The organism is Acinetobacter baumannii (assembly GCF_009759685.1).
Taxonomy (GTDB): Bacteria; Pseudomonadota; Gammaproteobacteria; order Pseudomonadales; family Moraxellaceae; genus Acinetobacter; species Acinetobacter baumannii.
On sequence record NZ_CP046654.1, the window covers coordinates 325,255 to 344,067 of the forward strand.

General features: G+C 38.6%; 17 protein-coding genes. 7 read left to right on the plus strand and 10 right to left on the minus strand.

Annotated elements, in window-relative coordinates; translation table 11 throughout:
• Positions 1-18 precede the first annotated feature (18 nt).
• Together GO593_RS01605 and GO593_RS01610 are read left to right on the plus strand one after the other, a co-directional pair.
• Entirely contained in the window at positions 19-720 is a 702-nt protein-coding gene (locus GO593_RS01605; protein WP_000885360.1) for a VIT1/CCC1 transporter family protein, read from the plus strand.
• Positions 721-830: 110 nt separating this feature from the next.
• Positions 831-1,877: an NAD(P)H-dependent flavin oxidoreductase gene (locus GO593_RS01610; protein ID WP_000055181.1), complete on the plus strand. Its 1,047-nt coding sequence runs from the start codon at positions 831-833 to the stop codon at positions 1,875-1,877.
• Positions 1,878-1,920: 43 nt separating this feature from the next.
• Here GO593_RS01610 and dusB read toward each other — a convergent pair whose 3' ends face one another.
• Complete coding sequence (dusB, locus tag GO593_RS01615) at positions 1,921-2,946, minus strand: tRNA dihydrouridine synthase DusB (RefSeq protein ID WP_000275421.1); 1,026 nt, start codon at positions 2,944-2,946, stop codon at positions 1,921-1,923.
• 83 nt (positions 2,947-3,029) lie between these two features.
• Here dusB and GO593_RS01620 point away from each other — a divergent pair, with 83 nt between their 5' ends.
• Both GO593_RS01620 and GO593_RS01625 read left to right on the plus strand, forming a co-directional pair.
• The gene (locus tag GO593_RS01620; RefSeq protein ID WP_001039855.1) at positions 3,030-4,238 is read left to right on the plus strand and encodes a DUF1615 domain-containing protein; all 1,209 of its coding nucleotides are present in this window, start codon (positions 3,030-3,032) and stop codon (positions 4,236-4,238) included.
• Positions 4,205-4,861: an HAD-IB family hydrolase gene (locus GO593_RS01625; protein WP_000271360.1), complete on the plus strand. Its 657-nt coding sequence runs from the start codon at positions 4,205-4,207 to the stop codon at positions 4,859-4,861. Before GO593_RS01620 ends, GO593_RS01625 begins: the two co-directional genes overlap by 34 nt.
• Positions 4,862-4,887: 26 nt before the next feature.
• Here the strand turns inward: GO593_RS01625 and proB are convergent, their stop codons facing one another.
• From proB to uvrB, 8 genes are all read right to left on the minus strand, one after another.
• Positions 4,888-6,021: a glutamate 5-kinase gene (gene proB, locus GO593_RS01630; RefSeq protein ID WP_000573844.1), complete on the minus strand. Its 1,134-nt coding sequence runs from the start codon at positions 6,019-6,021 to the stop codon at positions 4,888-4,890.
• 15 nt (positions 6,022-6,036) lie between these two features.
• Positions 6,037-7,257, minus strand: a complete 1,221-nt coding sequence (cgtA, locus tag GO593_RS01635; RefSeq protein ID WP_001212949.1) for an Obg family GTPase CgtA — start codon at positions 7,255-7,257, stop codon at positions 6,037-6,039.
• Positions 7,258-7,421: 164 nt separating this feature from the next.
• Positions 7,422-8,096, minus strand: a complete 675-nt coding sequence (locus GO593_RS01640; protein ID WP_000468065.1) for a hypothetical protein — start codon at positions 8,094-8,096, stop codon at positions 7,422-7,424.
• A gap of 11 nt (positions 8,097-8,107) precedes the next feature.
• Positions 8,108-8,842 (minus strand): hypothetical protein, encoded by a 735-nt coding sequence (locus GO593_RS01645; RefSeq protein ID WP_001183840.1) that lies wholly within the window; start codon positions 8,840-8,842, stop codon positions 8,108-8,110.
• Between the two features lie 149 nt (positions 8,843-8,991).
• A complete protein-coding gene (locus GO593_RS01650; protein ID WP_000031228.1) occupies positions 8,992-10,449 on the minus strand; it encodes a glyceraldehyde-3-phosphate dehydrogenase in 1,458 nt (485 codons plus the stop codon).
• Between the two features lie 216 nt (positions 10,450-10,665).
• Positions 10,666-11,613: an EamA family transporter RarD gene (gene rarD, locus GO593_RS01655; RefSeq protein ID WP_160948537.1), complete on the minus strand. Its 948-nt coding sequence runs from the start codon at positions 11,611-11,613 to the stop codon at positions 10,666-10,668.
• A 108-nt stretch (positions 11,614-11,721) separates the two neighbouring features.
• Positions 11,722-12,309, minus strand: a complete 588-nt coding sequence (locus GO593_RS01660; protein ID WP_000885644.1) for a lipocalin family protein — start codon at positions 12,307-12,309, stop codon at positions 11,722-11,724.
• Positions 12,310-12,402: 93 nt separating this feature from the next.
• A complete protein-coding gene (uvrB, locus tag GO593_RS01665) occupies positions 12,403-14,424 on the minus strand; it encodes an excinuclease ABC subunit UvrB (protein ID WP_001004984.1) in 2,022 nt (673 codons plus the stop codon).
• Positions 14,425-14,603: 179 nt separating this feature from the next.
• On the opposite strand from uvrB, the gene GO593_RS01670 reads away from it, so the two are divergent.
• Complete coding sequence (locus GO593_RS01670) at positions 14,604-15,395, plus strand: A1S_2505 family phage non-structural protein (RefSeq protein ID WP_000222202.1); 792 nt, start codon at positions 14,604-14,606, stop codon at positions 15,393-15,395.
• A gap of 169 nt (positions 15,396-15,564) precedes the next feature.
• Positions 15,565-17,001: a sensor domain-containing diguanylate cyclase gene (locus GO593_RS01675; protein WP_000448854.1), complete on the plus strand. Its 1,437-nt coding sequence runs from the start codon at positions 15,565-15,567 to the stop codon at positions 16,999-17,001.
• 34 nt (positions 17,002-17,035) lie between these two features.
• On the opposite strand, the gene GO593_RS01680 is transcribed toward GO593_RS01675, so the two are convergent.
• A complete protein-coding gene (locus GO593_RS01680; protein ID WP_000139632.1) occupies positions 17,036-17,215 on the minus strand; it encodes a hypothetical protein in 180 nt (59 codons plus the stop codon).
• 207 nt (positions 17,216-17,422) lie between these two features.
• Between GO593_RS01680 and GO593_RS01685 the strand changes: the two genes are divergently transcribed.
• Entirely contained in the window at positions 17,423-18,652 is a 1,230-nt protein-coding gene (locus tag GO593_RS01685) for a pyridoxal phosphate-dependent aminotransferase (protein ID WP_000383199.1), read from the plus strand.
• The last annotated feature ends 161 nt before the right edge of the window (positions 18,653-18,813 follow it).

Genomic DNA, 18,813 nt, shown 5'->3' on the forward strand with positions numbered 1-18,813 from the left:
ATTAATAAGGAAAAACACATGGCTTTTCCACATCATACAGAGCATCATGCCATTCAGCGCTCAGGTTGGCTAAGAGCCTCAGTATTAGGCGCTAATGATGGCATTATTTCAGTGACTAGCTTAATTATGGGGATGGCTGCAAGTGGGGCAAGCTCACATACTCTATTTATCACTTGTGTTGCCGGGCTCATTTCAGGCGCAACCTCAATGGCTGCCGGAGAATATATTTCTGTTAAATCTCAAGAAGATATTGAAAAATCAGATTTAGCTATTGAGGCAAAAGAATTAAAAAAATACCCTCAAAAAGAATTGGATGAATTAACTCAAATCTATATTTCTAGGGGACTTTCAAAAGAACTAGCAAAGGAGGTAGCTATTCAGCTTACAACTCATGATGCTTTGGGTGCACATGCCCGAGATGAAATCGGTATTCATGAAAATACGGCGGCAAACCCAATTCAAGCAGCACTCTCCTCAGCAGCTTCATTTTCATTTGGGGCATTTTTCCCCATGCTTGCCATTTTGTTTAGCCCAGAGCATTTAATTATGCCAAGTGTCCTTATTACAGGTATCGCGGCATTAGCAATTTTAGGTGCCCTTTCGAGTTATTTTGCAGGCACTTCTAAAATCAAAGGTAGTTTACGTATTACCTTATGGGGTATTTTAGCGATGGCTTTTTCAAGCTGGATTGGTTCCTTATTTAATGTCACTCCTTTATAAGAGAGTTTTTTAAATAAGACTCTTAATATTTAAAAATTAAATAGCCAATATTATTTGCTCTTCATTCTATTTTCACGTTATGGTGAAGAGAAAGAATTGAGGTGAATAAAATGAGCCTATTACAACAACTTGCAATCAAACATCCAATTTTTCTGGCTCCAATGGCGGGCGTCTCTACTCCTGAATTAGCAGCCGAGGTTTCAAATCAAGGAGGCCTTGGATCATTAGGCTTAGGAGCAAACACACCACAAAGTGCACGTGAACAAATTTTAAAAACTCAAGCGCTCACGGAAAACCCATTTCAAGTTAATTTTTTCTGTCATCAATCGACTGAGCTTAATGTAGAAAAAGCAAAACTATGGCTTGATTACCTACGTCCTCATTTTGAAAAATTTGGTGCTCAACCGCCCCAAGAATTACACTGTATCTATCCAAGTTTTTTAGACAATGATGATTTTTTAAATGTTGTTTTAGAAACTAAGCCAAAAGCAGTAAGTTTTCACTTTGGTATTCCGCATCCGCATCAAATTAAAGCTTTAAAAGAGGCTGGTATTTTGACTATGGTTTCGGCAACTAATTTGATCGAAGCTCAAGCTATTGAGGCAGCGGGTATCGATATTATTATTGCCCAAGGGATTGAGGCAGGCGGACATAGAGGGATTTTCAACCAAACTTTTGATGGGGCAATTAAAACTAGTGACTTGGTTCAACTGATTGTGCAGCACTGTACACTTCCGGTTGTCGCCGCAGGTGGCATAATGACTGGCTTACAAGCCAAACATATGTTGGGCTTAGGCGCAGCCGCAGTCCAATTAGGGACAGCATTTGTTCAATGCCAAACTTCAAATGCTTCTGCCGAATATCGCAAAGCCCTATTTAGTAAACCTGTAACACAGATTAGTGCTAGTCTTTCTGGACGCCCTGCTCGGGGGATACTCAACCATTGGCATACAAAAATTGATTCACCTACTCGCCCTGTACAACCCGAATATCCTTATACCTATGATTTAGCAAAGCAACTAAATGCTCTTGCAAGCAAACACCAAGATTACGGTTTTGGTGCTTTTTGGGCAGGAAGTAACGTTGCACAAATACGTGAACTTGAAGCACCTGATCTGGTTAATCAACTGGTCGTTGAAATGCTAGACAATGAATAGGTAAAAATTCCAAGCAACCAGTCTCTGTACTGGTTGCTTTATTTTAGTGAGTATCTAATAAATTAACCTGTTCAACCTGAACATCGCTCATCAAATTACCTTCAGCAAGCAATTGATTAAAATAGCTCTCAACAACTAAAGCTTGTTCAGCAGTCGTTTCAACTTTATACATATTTTGTCGAAACTCATTACTTGAGCGTAAACCTTTGGTGTACCAAGCAATATGCTTACGGGCAATACGACAACCAGAGTATTCACCATAAAACTGATATAACTCAGACAAATGCCCTAAAAGCACTTCTTTAACTTCTTCAATATTCGGAGCAGCAAGGTGTTCACCAGTTTTTAAGTAATGGGCAATTTCACGAAAAATCCACGGTCGACCTTGTGCAGCCCGCCCAATCATAATTGCATCTGCCCCAGTATAGTCCAGTACATATTTTGCTTTCTCAGGACTATCAATATCACCATTAGCAATCACAGGAATATGGATTAATTCTTTAACATGCTTAATCAATTCATAACGGGCGGTATTTAAATACATATCTTCACGTGTACGGCCGTGTAGTGCTAATGCAGCGATGCCAGCCTCTTCGGCACGCTTAGCCACCCGTAGAATATTCTCTTGGCCATTTAAAAATCCCAAACGGGTTTTTAAAGTTACCGGAACATCAACTGCTGCAATGACTGCATCTAATATTCGAGCTACCAAATCTTCATCTTGTAATAATGCTGAACCCGCTAATTTATTACATACTTTCTTTGCAGGACATCCCATATTGATATCAACAATTTGCGCGCCATTTGCGACTTGGTAACGAGCCGCTTCAGCCAACTGTTCCGGATCGGAACCAGCAATCTGTGCAGAAATTGGAGCTAACTCTCCATCAAAATTAGCACGATAAAGACTTTTTTTAGTCATACGTAAAGTCTTGTCAGCAGTCATCATTTCACTGACTGCATGACCCGCACCGAAATACTTGCACAGCGTTCTAAATGGACGGTCAGTTACACCGGCCATAGGGGCAACAATTAAATTATTTGACAGTTGATAGGGACCAATATACATATATATTCATACAATTGATGATCGGCATAGTATACTTCATCCGCTTGATCAGCTCATCTTTTTATGTAGGTGTCCTCCTCTCCATGAACAAACCGTTGTCTTCCCGTTTTTTATTTAAATCATTCGGTATGGTTGCCGTATGCATGAGTTTAGCTGCTTGTGGAGATAAAGCCTGGTGGTCAAATAATGATGAGCCTGAATTAGAAAGCCAGCAAATCAAACGTCTCATTCCATCTCGTGTGCATGACCGAGAGTCATGGGCTAAAGATATTGATGACATTATGAAAGACTTAGACATTCCTAAAACCAAACAAAATGTCTGTAGTATTGTGGCGGTCGTTGATCAAGAATCCAATTTTGTCGCCAATCCTCAAGTGCCCGGATTAGGACAAAAAGCGGTTGAGGAAGTCAGTACACGTTTAAATGAAAAATTTGAAGATAAGCTTGGCAAAACCATTGGTGGAACAATTGCAGGTTACTTTGAAGAAGTACTAAGAACGCAACCTTCTCCTGACAATAACTATATGAGTCAGATGCGTAAAGTTAAAACCGAGAAAGACCTTGATTTACTTTACCGAGAAATTTTCGACTTTATGGCCAAACACTATCACGTGAGTGCTTTAACTGGCGCAGCTAAATTAGTTGGACAAGATATTGGCGAAAAAATGAATCCGATCACTACACTGGGTTCAATGCAAGTTCATATTAACTATGCTAAAGCAAACAAACGCTCAAGTATGAATACTGCTGCACTACGTGATGACTTATATACCGAGTATGGCGGCCTATATTATGGAATTCACCGTTTAATGGTTTATCCGGCAGATTATGATAAAGCCATTTATCGTTTTGCAGATTACAACTCTGGTATGTACTCTAGTCGTAATGCAGCTTTTCAAAAAATGCTAAAAGAACTCACCGACAAGGATATAAGTCTTGATGGCGATCTACTCCTTTACACAAAAGATGGTGATCCACGCGCAACTCAAAGCGAGTCAGAAAAAGAACTAATTACCGTATTTGCTAGTAATAATGTTTTAGTTACACCAAGACAGATTCGTGATGATCTAAAATTAGAAAAAGAGAAAAAGTTTGAGAGTACTCAAACTTATATTGCGCTGACTAAACTTTATAAATCAAAAACTGGCAAAGATCCGCTCTATGCAATTATGCCGCAAGTGGTGATTTCTGGGCCTAAACTAAGTCGTGACTATAATACTAACTGGTATGCAACCCGCGTAAACGGACGATATGAAACATGTATGCAACGAGCGAAACGAATAAAACTATAAAAAATCTCGCCCTGTTCGATTTTGATGGAACCTTGTGCAGTAAAGACAGTTTTACAGGGTTCATCTTTTATGCGTTGTCTAAACGCCATATTGTGAAGCAAGGCTTGAAAATCCTGCCATGGATTCAAGCCTATTATCTTAACTTTTATCCAGCCCATGCGATGCGTGCCAAGCTATTTCGTAGCATGTTCAGAGATACTCCTGCAATTGAATTGCAAAGACTAGGCGAAGAATACGCACAAGAACTCGTCTCTGCACTTTCACCTGAAATTTTTGCACAATTACAGCAACACCAGCTATTAGGTGATCAAGTGGTATTAGTTTCTGCTTCCATTGATATCTATCTTGCTCCACTTTGCAAACTACTAGATATTGAATTAATTTGTACAGAGACTCAAATTAAAAATGGCATGATGACAGGTTACTACTCAACTCCGGATTGTAGTAGTGAGCAAAAGAAGATAAGAATACATGAGCAATATTCTCTAAAACATTATCAGCGAATCTATGCGTATGGAAATAGCTCAGAAGATTTAGACATGCTTAGTCTTGCTACACATCCTTTTATGGTCGGTGAAGATCGAATCTTGCCCTCATTAACCCCACAAAAAAAGCTCGCATGATGCGAGCTTTTTTAATTTAGAACAACTTAGTAAATTGCCATATGATCGCGATGAATCATTTCTAATGAACGGGCTTCACCAAGTACTTGGTAAACTTTGTCTGAAGAAAGACCTTTAATAATTTCAGCAGAACGAGAGCTAAAATTCACTCGCCCAACCGCAACACGTTTACCTTGTTTATCGACACATTCAACCACATCACCACGATCAAAATGTCCTTCAACAGTTTTTACCCCAACAGGCAATAAACTGCGATGTTTCAATTTAATCGCTTCAACTGCGCCATCATCAATTACAAGACGACCCGCTGTTTGTAAATGTGCAGCAAGCCATTGCTGATGTGCTGTCATACGGTCTTTATCAGTCGTAAACAACGTACCCAGCATCTCACCCGCCATCACTCGTGACAACACATTATCGCTTTCACCACTAGCAATCAATGTCGGGCAACCTGACTTGGCAGCTAAACGTGCAGCACGAACTTTAGTGACCATGCCACCTCGCCCAAGCACACCACCACCACCAGCCATTTCAAATAAAACATCATCCATGGCACGCACAGTTGATAATAACTTTGCGTCAGGGTTATGACGTGGGTCTGAATCAAACATACCTTGCTGATCTGTTAAAATAATTAATAAATCAGCATGTACTTGACCAGCAACCATAGCTGCGAGTGTATCGTTATCACCAAAACGAATCTCATCGGTAGATACAGTATCGTTTTCATTAATGACCGGAATAACACGCCAATCAATCAAGTTCTGCAATGCATCACATGAATTTAAGTAACGACGGCGGTCTGCCAAATCATCATGTGTTAACAACACCTGAGCAGTTCGGATACTATGATTTTCAAGCACACTAGACCAAGTATGAATTAGGCCCATCTGCCCAATTGCGGCACATGCTTGAAGACTGGGTAGATCGGTGGGTCGACTCGCAAGCTTCATACGAACCATACCTTCTGCCACAGCTCCTGAAGACACTAAAATAATTTCATGTCCAGCATTGTGTAAATCTGCAATCTGTTTCGCCCAATGCGAAATAGCGTCCAGATCTAGACCCTGCCCATTTGCCGTGAGTAAAGATGATCCGATTTTAACAACGATTCGTTTACACTCACTGAGCTTACGTTGCCCATCGACCACTTCTATCATGTTTTCCTCGGTTTTTTAATCACGAACGTAGATGCTTTCTACATCACCATCGTCTTCATCGTCATCGAAGTCATCATCATCGTCCATCATGCTTTCAAGGCGTTGTGCCTTACGCATAGCACGGTATGCTTCCTTCGCTGCAATGGTCTGTTCACGTGTTTCAGCTTCAAGCTGTTCACGGAATGCTCTTACTTCTGCTGCGTACTCAGGATCTTCAACTTCACGTTCACGTTGTTGTTCAATCTGATCCATGAGGTAATAAACAACTTCTTTGGTTCCTTCTTCGAGTAAACCCGAGGTCTTAAAGACAGGACCTGTCCATTGCAACTCATCTAGAATATGCTGACACCATTCTTCACGGCTTTCTTCAGCAATCTGATCAAGTTTATTAAGTACTAATACAATTGGTAACTTCGCCAAAGTAGGAGAAAACTTGGCAAGTTCATTCATAATTGCTTTAGCATTATGGGCCGGGTCTGAACCATCAATTGGTTGTACATCAATAATGTGCAAAAGAATACGTGTACGTGCTAAATGCTTAAGGAAACGAATACCTAAACCTGCACCTTCTGCTGCACCCTCAATAAGTCCCGGAATATCTGCCATCACAAACGAGCGGTGACGGTCAGCATCTACTACACCTAGGTTAGGAACCATAGTGGTAAATGGATAATCTGCTACTTTTGGTTTCGCGGCACTTACTGCACGAATAAATGTTGATTTACCAGCATTTGGCATACCTAATAAGCCAACATCTGCTAATACTTTCAACTCAAGGCGAATTTCACGGAACTCACCTTTTGTACCTGTCGTACATTTACGTGGAGCACGGTTGGTTGATGATTTAAAGTGAGTATTTCCTAAACCACCTTCACCACCGCTTGCAACCATGACTCTTTGGCCGTCTTCTACCAGATCGCCAATAATATCGCCTGAATCTGTATCAACAATTGTTGTACCAACGGGTACTTTTAAAACCACATCTTCACCACCACGTCCAGTACAGTTAGCACCTGCACCGTTTTTACCACGCTCAGCGCGGAATTTACGGGTGTAACGGTAATCGACTAGGGTACTTGTATCATCATCTGCTTGAATATAGATACTTCCACCACGTCCGCCATCACCACCATCTGGGCCACCAAATGGTACAAATTTTTCACGGCGAAAACTGGCTACGCCATTGCCACCGTCGCCAGCCTCTACGGTAATGACTGCTTCATCAACAAAGCGCATTTGCCAATCCTCTAAAAACTCTAAAACCGCCTATTCTGCCATATTTTCAGAAAATTCTCGAATAGAAAATCGAGAGAATTCTACTTTCCTGCTGCTTATTTTATTTCTTTTTATCAGGATATAAACCTACAGCAAGCCATGGTCTAATTTTATTGATTAATTACCTAAGGATGAACATTACGTAAAGGTAAATCCATCTTCATGTCCAAATTAGCTTTAGTGTGCTGAACAGAGTTATACATAATGGCATTAAAGCTTGAAATATTCCCCATTTCCATTGCATCGTTAACGTTCAAACTTGGGTTAAACTGATGTTTAATTGGCAAATTTATAGATTCGTCAAACTCAAAATAAACCGGACCATTAAAAGCAATTTTAACCGGAATGGTATAACTACGTTTTAACTGAAATGGAATATCAAGTTTAATCGGGATATTTAATTTTAATGGAAACCTTGGTAATAACTTATTTTTGTAAATTAAATCAGTGGTTGTTTCTAAAGGCATTACCTGATCGACTTTTAATGTTGTCGCATAATCAACACTTACTGTAATTGGAGTCTCGACTTCAAACTCTAAATCAGCCAAGTATCTTCCTTTTAATGGAACTGAAATCTGACGGTCAATATCAATAGATGTGTCTAATTTACCTATCGATTGGACCTGCAAATTATTACCAACATGTATTTTAGTTTCTAATGATTCTGGTAAACGAATATCCGACTCATGTGCTGAAACTACAACTGAAGCCTGTATGTTTAAATAGAACCAAAATAAGATTGCCGTGAGTATCATAATCAGAAAGAAACTGATTAATATACTTTTTAATGAGCCAAACATAAGCCATTCACCTATTTTGTCTGGTTCTGAACAGGTGAAGAGTGATCTTCGCCAGATTTAACGCGATTCAGGCTCATGCTCGATAGTGGTATTTTTAACTCACCATGCTCGATTTTAACAGGCAAGGTATTTTTTACATCTACCGACGCATTTAAAGCTGTTTTCACCGGGACATTCAAACTTCCCTGAATTGGAATATTTGTTTTTAATTGAGCATTTAATGGAATATGAAGATTTTCTTTTAAGACCGTTTTTACTGGCGCATCAAACTTCAAATGAACTTTCTGATCGAGTGGAACTTGAATATCAATAGGTACATCTAACTGTAAAGGAATATTACCTTTTAATGGCAAAGTAATATCTTTACCAAGCACTCTCACCTGAACTTTCGTGTCAATTGGCAAACTTTGCTCAACTTTTAAAGTTTCTTTAACTGGAATAACCGTACTAATCGGCACCATATTATCGAAATAGACACGTGGTGTTAAAGTCTGCGTTAAAGGAATATTTAACTTCTCATTAATAGGAATATTAGCATTCACTCGACCTTTAACATCGACATTTAAAGCATCTTTTACTTTAACTTGTACCTGTAATGGCTCTTGTAAATCGATCGCTACTGCCTGGTTTTTCAACGGAATATAAATATTAAAATGTTTAAACACCCAAATGGCGATAAGTACACCACATATATTCGCGATGATAATAAAAAAGAAGACGATCAATAATCTTTTAAACTGCTGCAATTCCAATCCCTTACTATTTCTTTTTGTTCCTTAAACCGTATTCTCATTGATTTCTAAAAAATAATCAGCATATATTTTGTACGGTTGTAAAAAAACCCAGTCTAAACTGGGTCTTTTTGTCACATTCTTTTATCTAACGTTAAAACAGATTAAGCGTTAGTTTCTGCAGGAATTTTTTTATAGCTTACGCCACACATTTGCTCAGCAATACGTAATACTTGGCAGCTATAACCTACTTCATTATCGTACCAAACATATGCAGTTAAGCGGTTACCAGAAGTAATCGTTGCTTGAGCATCATATACACCAGCAGTACGAGAACCGATAAAGTCGCTTGATACCACTTCTGTAGAGTTGGTATAACCGATTTGACCTTGAAGGTTAGAGTTGATCGAAATTTGACGAATGTATTCGTTCACTTCTTCACGATCAACTTCTTTATCAAGCGTTAAGTTTAAAATCGCAAGAGATACGTTTGGTGTTGGAACACGTACAGAGTTACCAGTTAACTTACCTTTTAACGCAGGCAATGCTTTAGCAACAGCTTTAGCAGCACCAGTTTCAGTAATAACCATGTTCAATGTAGCAGCACGACCACGACGATCAGCTTTGTGGTAGTTATCGATTAAGTTCTGGTCATTTGTAAATGAGTGAACTGTCTCAACGTGACCATTAAGAACTTTATATTTGTCATCCAATACTTTAAGAATTGGAGTGATCGCATTTGTTGTACAACTTGCAGCAGAGATGATTTTGTCTTCATCTAAAATGTCAGAGTTGTTTACACCAAATACAACGTTTTTCATTTCGCCTTTACTTGGTGCAGTTAATACAACACGTGCAACACCTGGGCATTTCAAGTGTTGGCTTAGGCCTTCAGCATCACGCCATTTACCAGTGTTGTCGATTAAAAGCGCGTTTTCAATACCGTATTGAGTATAGTCTACTTCGCTTGGGCTAGACGCATAGATCACTTTGATGAAGTTACCGTTAGCGATAATTGCTTCGTTTTCTTCATCAACAGAGATTGTACCTGCAAAAGTACCGTGAATAGAGTCACGACGAAGTAAAGAAGCACGTTTAGCCAAGTCACCGTCAGAAGACTTACGAACAACAATCGCTTTAAGGCTTAAACCACGACCTAAACCTGATTGGCTAATGATTAAACGAGCCAAGATACGGCCAATACGACCAAAACCGTAAAGAACTACATCTTTAGGTTGTTCAGAAGTTGCGCTACCTTTAATTGACTCAACAGCTTGAGCAACAAAAGCGTCAACATCACCGCCTTTTTCTTTATATTCAACTGCAAGTTTACCGATATCAACTTCTGCAGAACCGATATTTTCAACTTTTGCTAAAGCTTCTAAAATAGGGAAAGTATTTACTACAGAAAGCTCAACATCTACAACACGTGTACGACGGTGAGTTTTCAAAATTTGGATAACAGAACGGTTAATTAAAGAGCGACCGTAAACAGATACGACAATATTTTTTTCACGGTATAATTGACCGATTAATGCAATCATACGTTCCGCGATTTCTTCACGGTTTTTCCAACGGCCTTGGTGTTCAGCGTGCAGGGCGATGATAGTGTCTTTGCTCACAGATACGTCCTCTAATTAATTATATCTAGGCGTGATTTTTAAAACCCCGTAATTGTAATGGAATTATTGGCAAGAATGAATCAAAAGCTGACGTTAGTGGCTAGATTTTCCCAAAATTCATCATAAATTCATAAAATACCTATAATTATTTTTTATTATCTTATTGTTTAAAGCCGCTAAATTTTTGCTTTTTCTTACTTTTTAGATTTTGATGCTCTAATCGTGAGCATCATTTTTTAATCTTTTTTGATATTTTTCGATATTTAATTGCAAATTTTTGGCTTTTTGCTGCTGTTGGTAAAGATGAAAAGCCCCTTCTAAAACCAATACGAAAACGGCACACCAAATTGGAAGATAAGTAAACCATTCTTCTTTACCAATGCTTTCCCCTAGCACTAAAGATGCTAAAGCAAGTAATACCGGTTCAAGATATCCAAGCAGACCAAACACAACCAAAGGTAAATAACGGCTTGCCAATATATAACATCCCAAGCCTATAGCACTAAGCACACCTAAGCCCGCAATAACCAACCCGAGTGTCGGTTGATCGAGGAACTTACTATATGGCAATAACCCTGTATGTGTCAGATAGATTGCAACTGGCATAATAATCAGAAGGTCCCACCAAAAGCCCCCTAAATTATCCGTTTTAATTTTCTTACGTAACAAGAAATAAGCGGAATAACCTATAGCCACTAAAGCAGTTTCCCAAGCAATACTTCCTAGTCGAAAAATCTCATGCCCTACACCAATAATTGCAAGAACAATAGCGATCCACTGAAATTTCGATATTTTCTCTCCATATAAGACACTACCCGCTAAAACCAAAACAAGCGGTAACAGGAAATATCCCAAAGAAACTTGCAAACCACGTCCATGCATAGGCCCCCATAAAAACAGCCATAACTGCACCGAAGTCAAAACGGATGTTGTAATGAGTAATAGAAGTAAAGAAGGTTTCGCTAAAATACGTTGATATATATTTTTAATATGGCTTAAATCACCACTCCACCACATAAATAAAGTTAAAAATGGCAAAGTCGCAATAATACGCCATCCGAAAGTCTGTTCACTATCAAGCTGGCCGAGTAATTGAGTATAAAAATAAAGAACACCAAAAGTTAATGATGCCATGACAGACAAAATCACGCCCTTTAACATCACTAACCTCTTTATACTTTAAGAAAAATAAAGGGATACAATACTTGATTTATCCACTATAAAAAAGAAAAAACCATGCGAAAACATGGTTTTTTCTTAAGCAGCATATATTTATTCTTTATGCTCGGTATGAATAATATCTCGAATATCAAATCCTAATGTTTTTGCATAATTTAGATATTCATCAACCACTTCTTTGTGTGGATGCGGCGTTCTAGATAAAACCCAAAGATATTTTCGGGAAGGTTCGCCTACCAAAACTGTTTGGTAATCTTCATCGAGCTTTAAAATCCAGTAGTCTCCACGAATTATCGGAATCCATCTTACAGCTTCGGGTAAAAAGCTTACCTTTAATTTCGTGTTATACGGCGGATTAACTACAAAGGCCTCACCGATAGATTGCTGTAATTGCTTTTGATTATCGTAGCAGCGGTTATCTACAACTATGTTTCCATTTTCATTTAAGGTATAGGTTGCAGATACATTGTAAGCACATTTTTTTTGGAAAAAAGCAGGTTTACGCGCGACTTCATACCACACACCTAAATAACGGTCTAATTCAACCTTATCGACTGTAGGTAGAGGCTTCTGCTGGGCATAGGCATATGTTCCGACAGCTAAGCCAGTCAGAACAATACCGCCCAATGCAATTTTTGCCAAGCGCCAACTGGCTTGCGGAACATTATTTCGAAATGCCATTGTTGCCCTCAACTCTTTGTTGTGAATACAAAATAACTTAAATATCTACAGTAGCTTGTTTTTTAAACAAATCATGTAGTGTTATGTATTCATTTATTGCAACATTTGCGCTTTTAAACGAACAATTTCATCACGAATACGCGCCGCTTGCTCGAATTGTAAATCCTTCGACGCCTTTAACATTTCTTTCTCTAGCTTAGTAATGTGCTTACTAAACAATTTAGGGTCAGAAAGAATATGTCGTTCATCTGCGCTAAGTGCTTGTGCCTGCTCTAGTACTTTCTCATCAATCTGATCATCAGAAAGTACTTCACCCGTATCAATTTCTTTCACAGCCTGACGAACTGCACTACGTGGTGTAATACCATGCTGCTCATTAAACTCGATTTGTTTTGTACGTCGGCGCTCTGTCTCATCAATTGCCTTTCGCATAGAATCAGTGATTGTATCAGCATATAAAATTGCTTTACCTTTCACATTTCGCGCAGCACGACCAATCGTCTGAATAAGCGAACGCTCAGAACGTAAGAAACCTTCTTTATCTGCATCTAAAATAGCAACTAAAGAAACTTCCGGCATATCTAAGCCTTCTCGCAGCAAGTTAATACCCACTAGTACATCAAATACGCCTGTACGTAATTCATGAATAATTTTGACACGTTCAACTGTATCAATATCCGAGTGCAGATAAGCAACCTTAACGCCATATTCTTTTAAATAAGATGTTAAATCTTCCGCCATACGCTTGGTTAAAGTCGTTACCAATACACGCTCATTTAAGTTCTTACGAATATTAATCTCAGACAAAACATCATCGACTTGGGTAAGCACCGGACGAACTTCAATTTCAGGATCAATCAAGCCTGTTGGTCGAACAACCTGCTCAACCACTTGTTCTGATTTTTCCAGTTCATATCTAGCTGGTGTGGCACTCACAAAAATAGTGGTCGGAACAATACGCTCCCACTCTTCAAATTTCATTGGGCGGTTATCAAGCGCACTTGGTAAACGGAAACCGTAATTCACCAAGTTTTCTTTACGCGAACGGTCACCTTTATACATTGCGCCAATTTGAGGAACCGTTACATGCGACTCATCGATAATAAGTAAGGCATCTTCTGGTACATAGTCAAATAAAGTCGGTGGTGCTTCCCCTGCTGGTCGTCCCGATAAATGACGTGAGTAGTTTTCGATACCATTGGTGTATCCTAACTGCTGCATCATTTCCAAATCATAACGCGTACGTTGCTCGATACGCTGCGCTTCGAGTAACTTGTCATGTTCACGGAAGAACTTAAGCTGGTCTTGCAATTCATCCTTAATAGTATCGATAGCGCGTGTTAGGTTGTCTTTTGGCGTCACATAATGGCTTTTCGGGTAAATCGTGACACGTGGTACTTTGCGGACCATTTTACCGGTCAGCGGATCAAACCAGCGAATTGAGTCTACTTCGTCATCAAAGAGTTCAATACGAATCGCATGTTGGTCGGATTCTGCCGGGAAAATATCAATAATTTCACCACGGATACGATACGTACCACGTAAGAATTCAAGCTCATTACGCGTATATTGCATTTCAACCAAACGGCGAATAATTTCGTCTCGACTTACTCGGTCACCTTGGACCACATGCAATAACATTTGCATATAAGCATTTGGGTCACCCAAACCATAAATGGCCGAAACAGAAGCAACAATAATCGCATCACGACGTTCTAACAAAGCACGCGTTGCCGATAATCGCATCTGGTCAATATGGTCATTAATTGCCGCGTCTTTTTCAATAAATGTATCTGACGACGGAACATAAGCCTCGGGTTGATAGTAGTCGTAATAACTTACGAAATACTCAACTGCATTGTTTGGGAAGAAGGCTTTAAACTCACCATAGAGCTGGGCTGCCAAGGTCTTATTATGCGCCATCACAATCGTCGGACGCTGAGTTTGGGCAATCACATTTGCCATGGTATAGGTCTTACCTGAACCGGTCACGCCTAGCAGTAACTGATTACGAAAACCCTTTTCGATACCATTCACCAGCTTTTCAATTGCCTGTGGCTGATCACCCGCTGGCTGGTAATGAGTGACCAAATCGAAAGGTTGATTTTCGTTCACAGTTCTCTCTCTTTATAAAAAATTTGAATTTATCGTCTAGCAAATTAATGGGGATTTTTTCCCTAATTTAAAGTCTATAGTGAGATTAATCTATATCGAAAATATTAAGCATCTTGATACTTGACCAATGCTGTAAACGGTTGCAACATGGACTTATCCATTAGATAAAAAGCATAACCATGACCTATCAATATCATGATGAAAGTATTGTAACCGAACTCCCTGAAGATACCGTGTTTGTCTTCGGTAGTAATATGGCTGGACAACATGGTAGTGGAGCCGCACGTGTTGCCAGTCAGCATTTTGGGGCTGTAGAGGGTGTAGGACGTGGCTGGGCTGGTCAGAGCTTTGCAATTCCAACATTAAATGAACATATCCAACAAATGCCACTCTCCCAAATCGAGCATTATGTTGAAGACTTTAAAGTTTATGCAAAAAATCATCCTAAAATGAAATACTTTGTGACAGCTTTAGGATGTGGAATCGCAGGTTATAAGGTTTCCGAAATCGCTCCTCTTTTTAAAGGCATACATCACAATGTGATTTTTCCTGAATCGTTTAAACCGTATGTGGAAGAAGATGCTGTTTCACAGTTCCCAACACTCACTCAAAAAATGGTTCAAAGTTTCATTAATGATGAAGTTATTTTCTACTTTAATCACGGTAGTGAATCTTTTGAAGATGCTTTAGATAAAACGGATTTATCACGTGCTGAAAAAGCGATAGCGCTTATTGTGCTTAATGAGGAATTGTATCCTCGTGACCGCTATGGCAGAGGCCGTGACCACGAATTGAGAGATATTTTAGGTAAGCTCAATGGTAAGATTTTTAATATTCATGGTAACTCAGAAGGTGCAATGATTTTCGTAAGTGTAATTGTTGCGCTTATGGAACTTTATGATTTTGATGAGCAAGATTTTATAAAATTATGGCGCGGTGAGAAAAATATCGACCACCCTATTAACCGTTAATTTACTTTAATATTTTATGAGTGAAGCAGATAAATTCTGCTTTCTCATTATTTTACTTATATTTAATATTTTTATTTTAATTATTCTAATAGATTTAAATCGATTATTTTCCCAAATCTTAGTTTTTCTCATTATACTTTAAGACAAACTGAATACTTAAAAGAAACGCATGGAAACTTTAGATTCTTCAATTTTTGACCTCACCCCAATTCCAATGTGGATTGAAGACTTTAGTGAAGTTAAGCAGTTATTTGACTTATGGAGAAATCAAGGGGTTGAAAACTTATATGAATTTCTAAGCCAAAATGAAAATCTAGTGGTTGAATGTGCTCATAAAATTAAAATTATTAAGGTCAACCAAAAAGTATTAGACCTTTTTGAAGCAAAAAACCAAGAAGAGTTATGTGCCAACTTAAATCTTATTTTTAAAAAAGAAATGTTTGAAGCTCATATTCATGAACTCGAAGCGTTATGGAATAGCAAAACTCATTTCTCGAGTACCACTATAAATTACACGCTCTCTGGTAAACGTATTGATGTACAACTACGTGGAGCAATTTTACCGGGTTCTGAAACTACGTTTGACCGTATTTTAATTACCACCGAAGACATTACTCCGTATCAAAATGCACTTCGTCAGGAAGAGAAAAATCGACGCCTAGCAGAGTCAATGTTTATCTACTCCCCGACTTCGCTTTGGGTTGAAGATTTTAGCCGTATTAAAAATAGAATTGATCAGCTTAGGCTATTAGGAATTGAAGACTTTAGGACTTTTTTAGATGTACATCCTGAATTTGTTCGCCAATGCATAGAAGACATTTTAATTTTAGACGTCAATCAGTCGACTCTCGATTTATTTAAAGCACCAGATAAAACCACTCTGTTAAAAAATACCCATAAAATTTTTGCCGAAGAGATGGTGGAAACTTTTAGAGAACAGCTGATTGAACTCTGGCAAGGAAATATTCACCACAAGCGTGAAGCCGTTAACTATGCGTTAGATGGCCAAATTAGAAATGTCTTATTGCAATTTACCGTATTCCCCGGTTATGAAGAGACTTGGGGATTGGTACAGGTTGCGCTTACAGATATTACTGCACGAAAGAAAGCCGAAAATTATCTAGAATACTTAGGCCAGCATGATGTACTGACCAAACTTTATAACCGAGCTTTTTTTACAGAAGAGCTTAATCGTTTAAATCGCAGTATTATTCGCCCTGTTTCTTCAATTTTTTTAGACATGAACGGCTTAAAGGAAACCAATGATCAACTTGGCCATGATATTGGTGATGGTTTATTACGTCGAGTAGGTAATATTTTAAATCAGGCAATTATGAATACTGCTTATACAGCTTCTCGAATCGGTGGCGACGAATTTGTAATTTTAATGCCTGGTGCAGATGAAGCGAATGTTTTGATGATGCTGCAAACCATTCAGGAGCTTTTTAATATAGATAATCAATATTATTCAAGTCATCCTATTAGTATTGCGATTGGGCACGCCACAACAAAAGAAAATGAACAAGTTGAAGATATGCTAAAACGCGCAGATCATCATATGTATCAAAAGAAAAAAAGTTATTATCAAGAAATTCTTCTACCATAAAAAAACAGGCATATTGCCTGTTTTTTTATTTAAATTAGCGCTTACCCATAGAACGACGAGTACCACGCGGTGGCATCCAAGTTCTATCTGCATATTGTTCAGGTTTCGGACGTACTTGGTTGTGTACAGCATCGCCTGCTTGGTTACTTTCATTCGGCATTGGAAATGGCAATTTCACCAAAGCCTTTTTCTGTTTTGGCTGTTGCTCAGTCATGATTCATTCTCGATATTTCGATTGCGGCTTATTATAAAGGATTTTTCTTGTTTCTTTCGAAAAAAGCTTCAATTGAATAAAATCGCAACAAGATCTTTCCTAAATTAAACTTTTTTACATCTAAAAATCCCCACATCCGCAAATTGCTTAATTTTTGCGATAAGATAGTGTGCTTTTTATTTTTAATCCCATAAGAGGAATATTGCCGTGGACGTACGTCTTTCTGATCGTGTCAATGCTATCAAACCGTCCCCTACACTTGCTGTAACTAATAAAGCTGCTGAGCTTAAAGCTGCTGGCAAGAACGTGATTGGTTTGGGTGCTGGCGAGCCAGATTTTGATACCCCTCAACACATCAAAGATGCTGCAATTGAAGCGATTAATAATGGTTTCACCAAATATACGGCTGTAGATGGTACTCCTGGGTTAAAAAAAGCAATTATTGCTAAATTAAAGCGTGATAATAATCTTGATTACCAACCTAACCAGATTTTGGTTTCTTGTGGCGGTAAGCAAAGCTTCTTTAACTTGGCACTAGCATTATTAAACAAGGGTGATGAAGTGATCATCCCTGCGCCATTCTGGGTAAGCTATCCAGATATGGTCATTATTGCTGAAGGTACGCCTGTTATCGTGAAATGTGGCGAAGAGCAACGTTTCAAAATTACACCTGAACAATTAGAAGCAGCAATTACTCCTAACACTCGTTTAGTGGTATTAAACAGCCCATCTAACCCGACAGGTATGATTTACAGCAAAGCTGAATTAGAAGCTTTAGCTGAGGTTTTACGTCGTCATCCGCAAGTATTTGTTGCATCTGACGACATGTATGAACCAATTCGTTGGGAAGATGAGTTCTACAACATTGCAACTGTTGCACCTGATTTATATGACCGCACGATTGTTTTAAATGGTGTTTCTAAAGCATATGCAATGACAGGTTGGCGTATTGGCTATGCAGCCGGCCCAGCAAAAATCATTGGTGCAATGAAAAAAATCCAGTCTCAATCAACTTCTAACCCGACTTCAATTTCGCAAGTTGCTGCTGAAGCTGCGTTGAATGGTCCACAAGATGTTTTAAAACCAATGATTGAAGCGTTTAAACGTCGTCATGACTTAGTGGTTAATGGCTTAAACGACATCAAAGGTATCTCTTGCTTACCTGCTGATGGTGCGTTCTACGCGTATGCAAACATTCGCCCTCTTATTCGTGCAAAAGGCTTAAAATCTTGCACAGAATTCTCTGAGTGGCTACTTGAAGAAACTGGCGTAGCGGTCGTTCCTGGTGATGCATTTGGTTTAGGTGGTTTCATGCGTATTTCATATGCAACAGCTGACGAAGTACTTGTTGATGCGTTAGCACGTATCAAAAAAGCTGCTGAATCAATCGAAGGCGTTGATGCTGCAATTGCATCTATCGAAGCTGAGAAAGCATAATTATTAGTTATAAATCTAAAAAGGAAGTTTTTATTTAAAACTTCCTTTTTTATTACTTTGATTTTTATAATTTTTCATAATTATTATAAAGTGAAATACAATATATTTGGTCAGCCCATTAATTTCAACCTTTCTCTTTTTATAGTAAAATAATAAATTAA

Bases quoted from the DNA above. Each gene is read 5' to 3' on its own strand.
- GO593_RS01660 (WP_000885644.1), bottom strand. From the start codon at position 12,309: ATGGCATTTCGAAATAATGTTCCGCAAGCCAGTTGGCGCTTGGCAAAA.
- GO593_RS01610 (WP_000055181.1), top strand. From the start codon at position 831: ATGAGCCTATTACAACAACTTGCAATCAAACATCCAATTTTTCTGGCT.
- cgtA (WP_001212949.1), bottom strand. From the start codon at position 7,257: ATGCGCTTTGTTGATGAAGCAGTCATTACCGTAGAGGCTGGCGACGGT.
- GO593_RS01640 (WP_000468065.1), bottom strand. From the start codon at position 8,096: ATGTTTGGCTCATTAAAAAGTATATTAATCAGTTTCTTTCTGATTATG.
- GO593_RS01625 (WP_000271360.1), top strand. From the start codon at position 4,205: ATGTATGCAACGAGCGAAACGAATAAAACTATAAAAAATCTCGCCCTG.
- GO593_RS01605 (WP_000885360.1), top strand. From the start codon at position 19: ATGGCTTTTCCACATCATACAGAGCATCATGCCATTCAGCGCTCAGGT.
- GO593_RS01680 (WP_000139632.1), bottom strand. From the start codon at position 17,215: ATGACTGAGCAACAGCCAAAACAGAAAAAGGCTTTGGTGAAATTGCCA.
- dusB (WP_000275421.1), bottom strand. From the start codon at position 2,946: ATGTATATTGGTCCCTATCAACTGTCAAATAATTTAATTGTTGCCCCT.
- GO593_RS01620 (WP_001039855.1), top strand. From the start codon at position 3,030: ATGAACAAACCGTTGTCTTCCCGTTTTTTATTTAAATCATTCGGTATG.
- proB (WP_000573844.1), bottom strand. From the start codon at position 6,021: ATGATAGAAGTGGTCGATGGGCAACGTAAGCTCAGTGAGTGTAAACGA.
- GO593_RS01670 (WP_000222202.1), top strand. From the start codon at position 14,604: ATGACCTATCAATATCATGATGAAAGTATTGTAACCGAACTCCCTGAA.
- GO593_RS01675 (WP_000448854.1), top strand. From the start codon at position 15,565: ATGGAAACTTTAGATTCTTCAATTTTTGACCTCACCCCAATTCCAATG.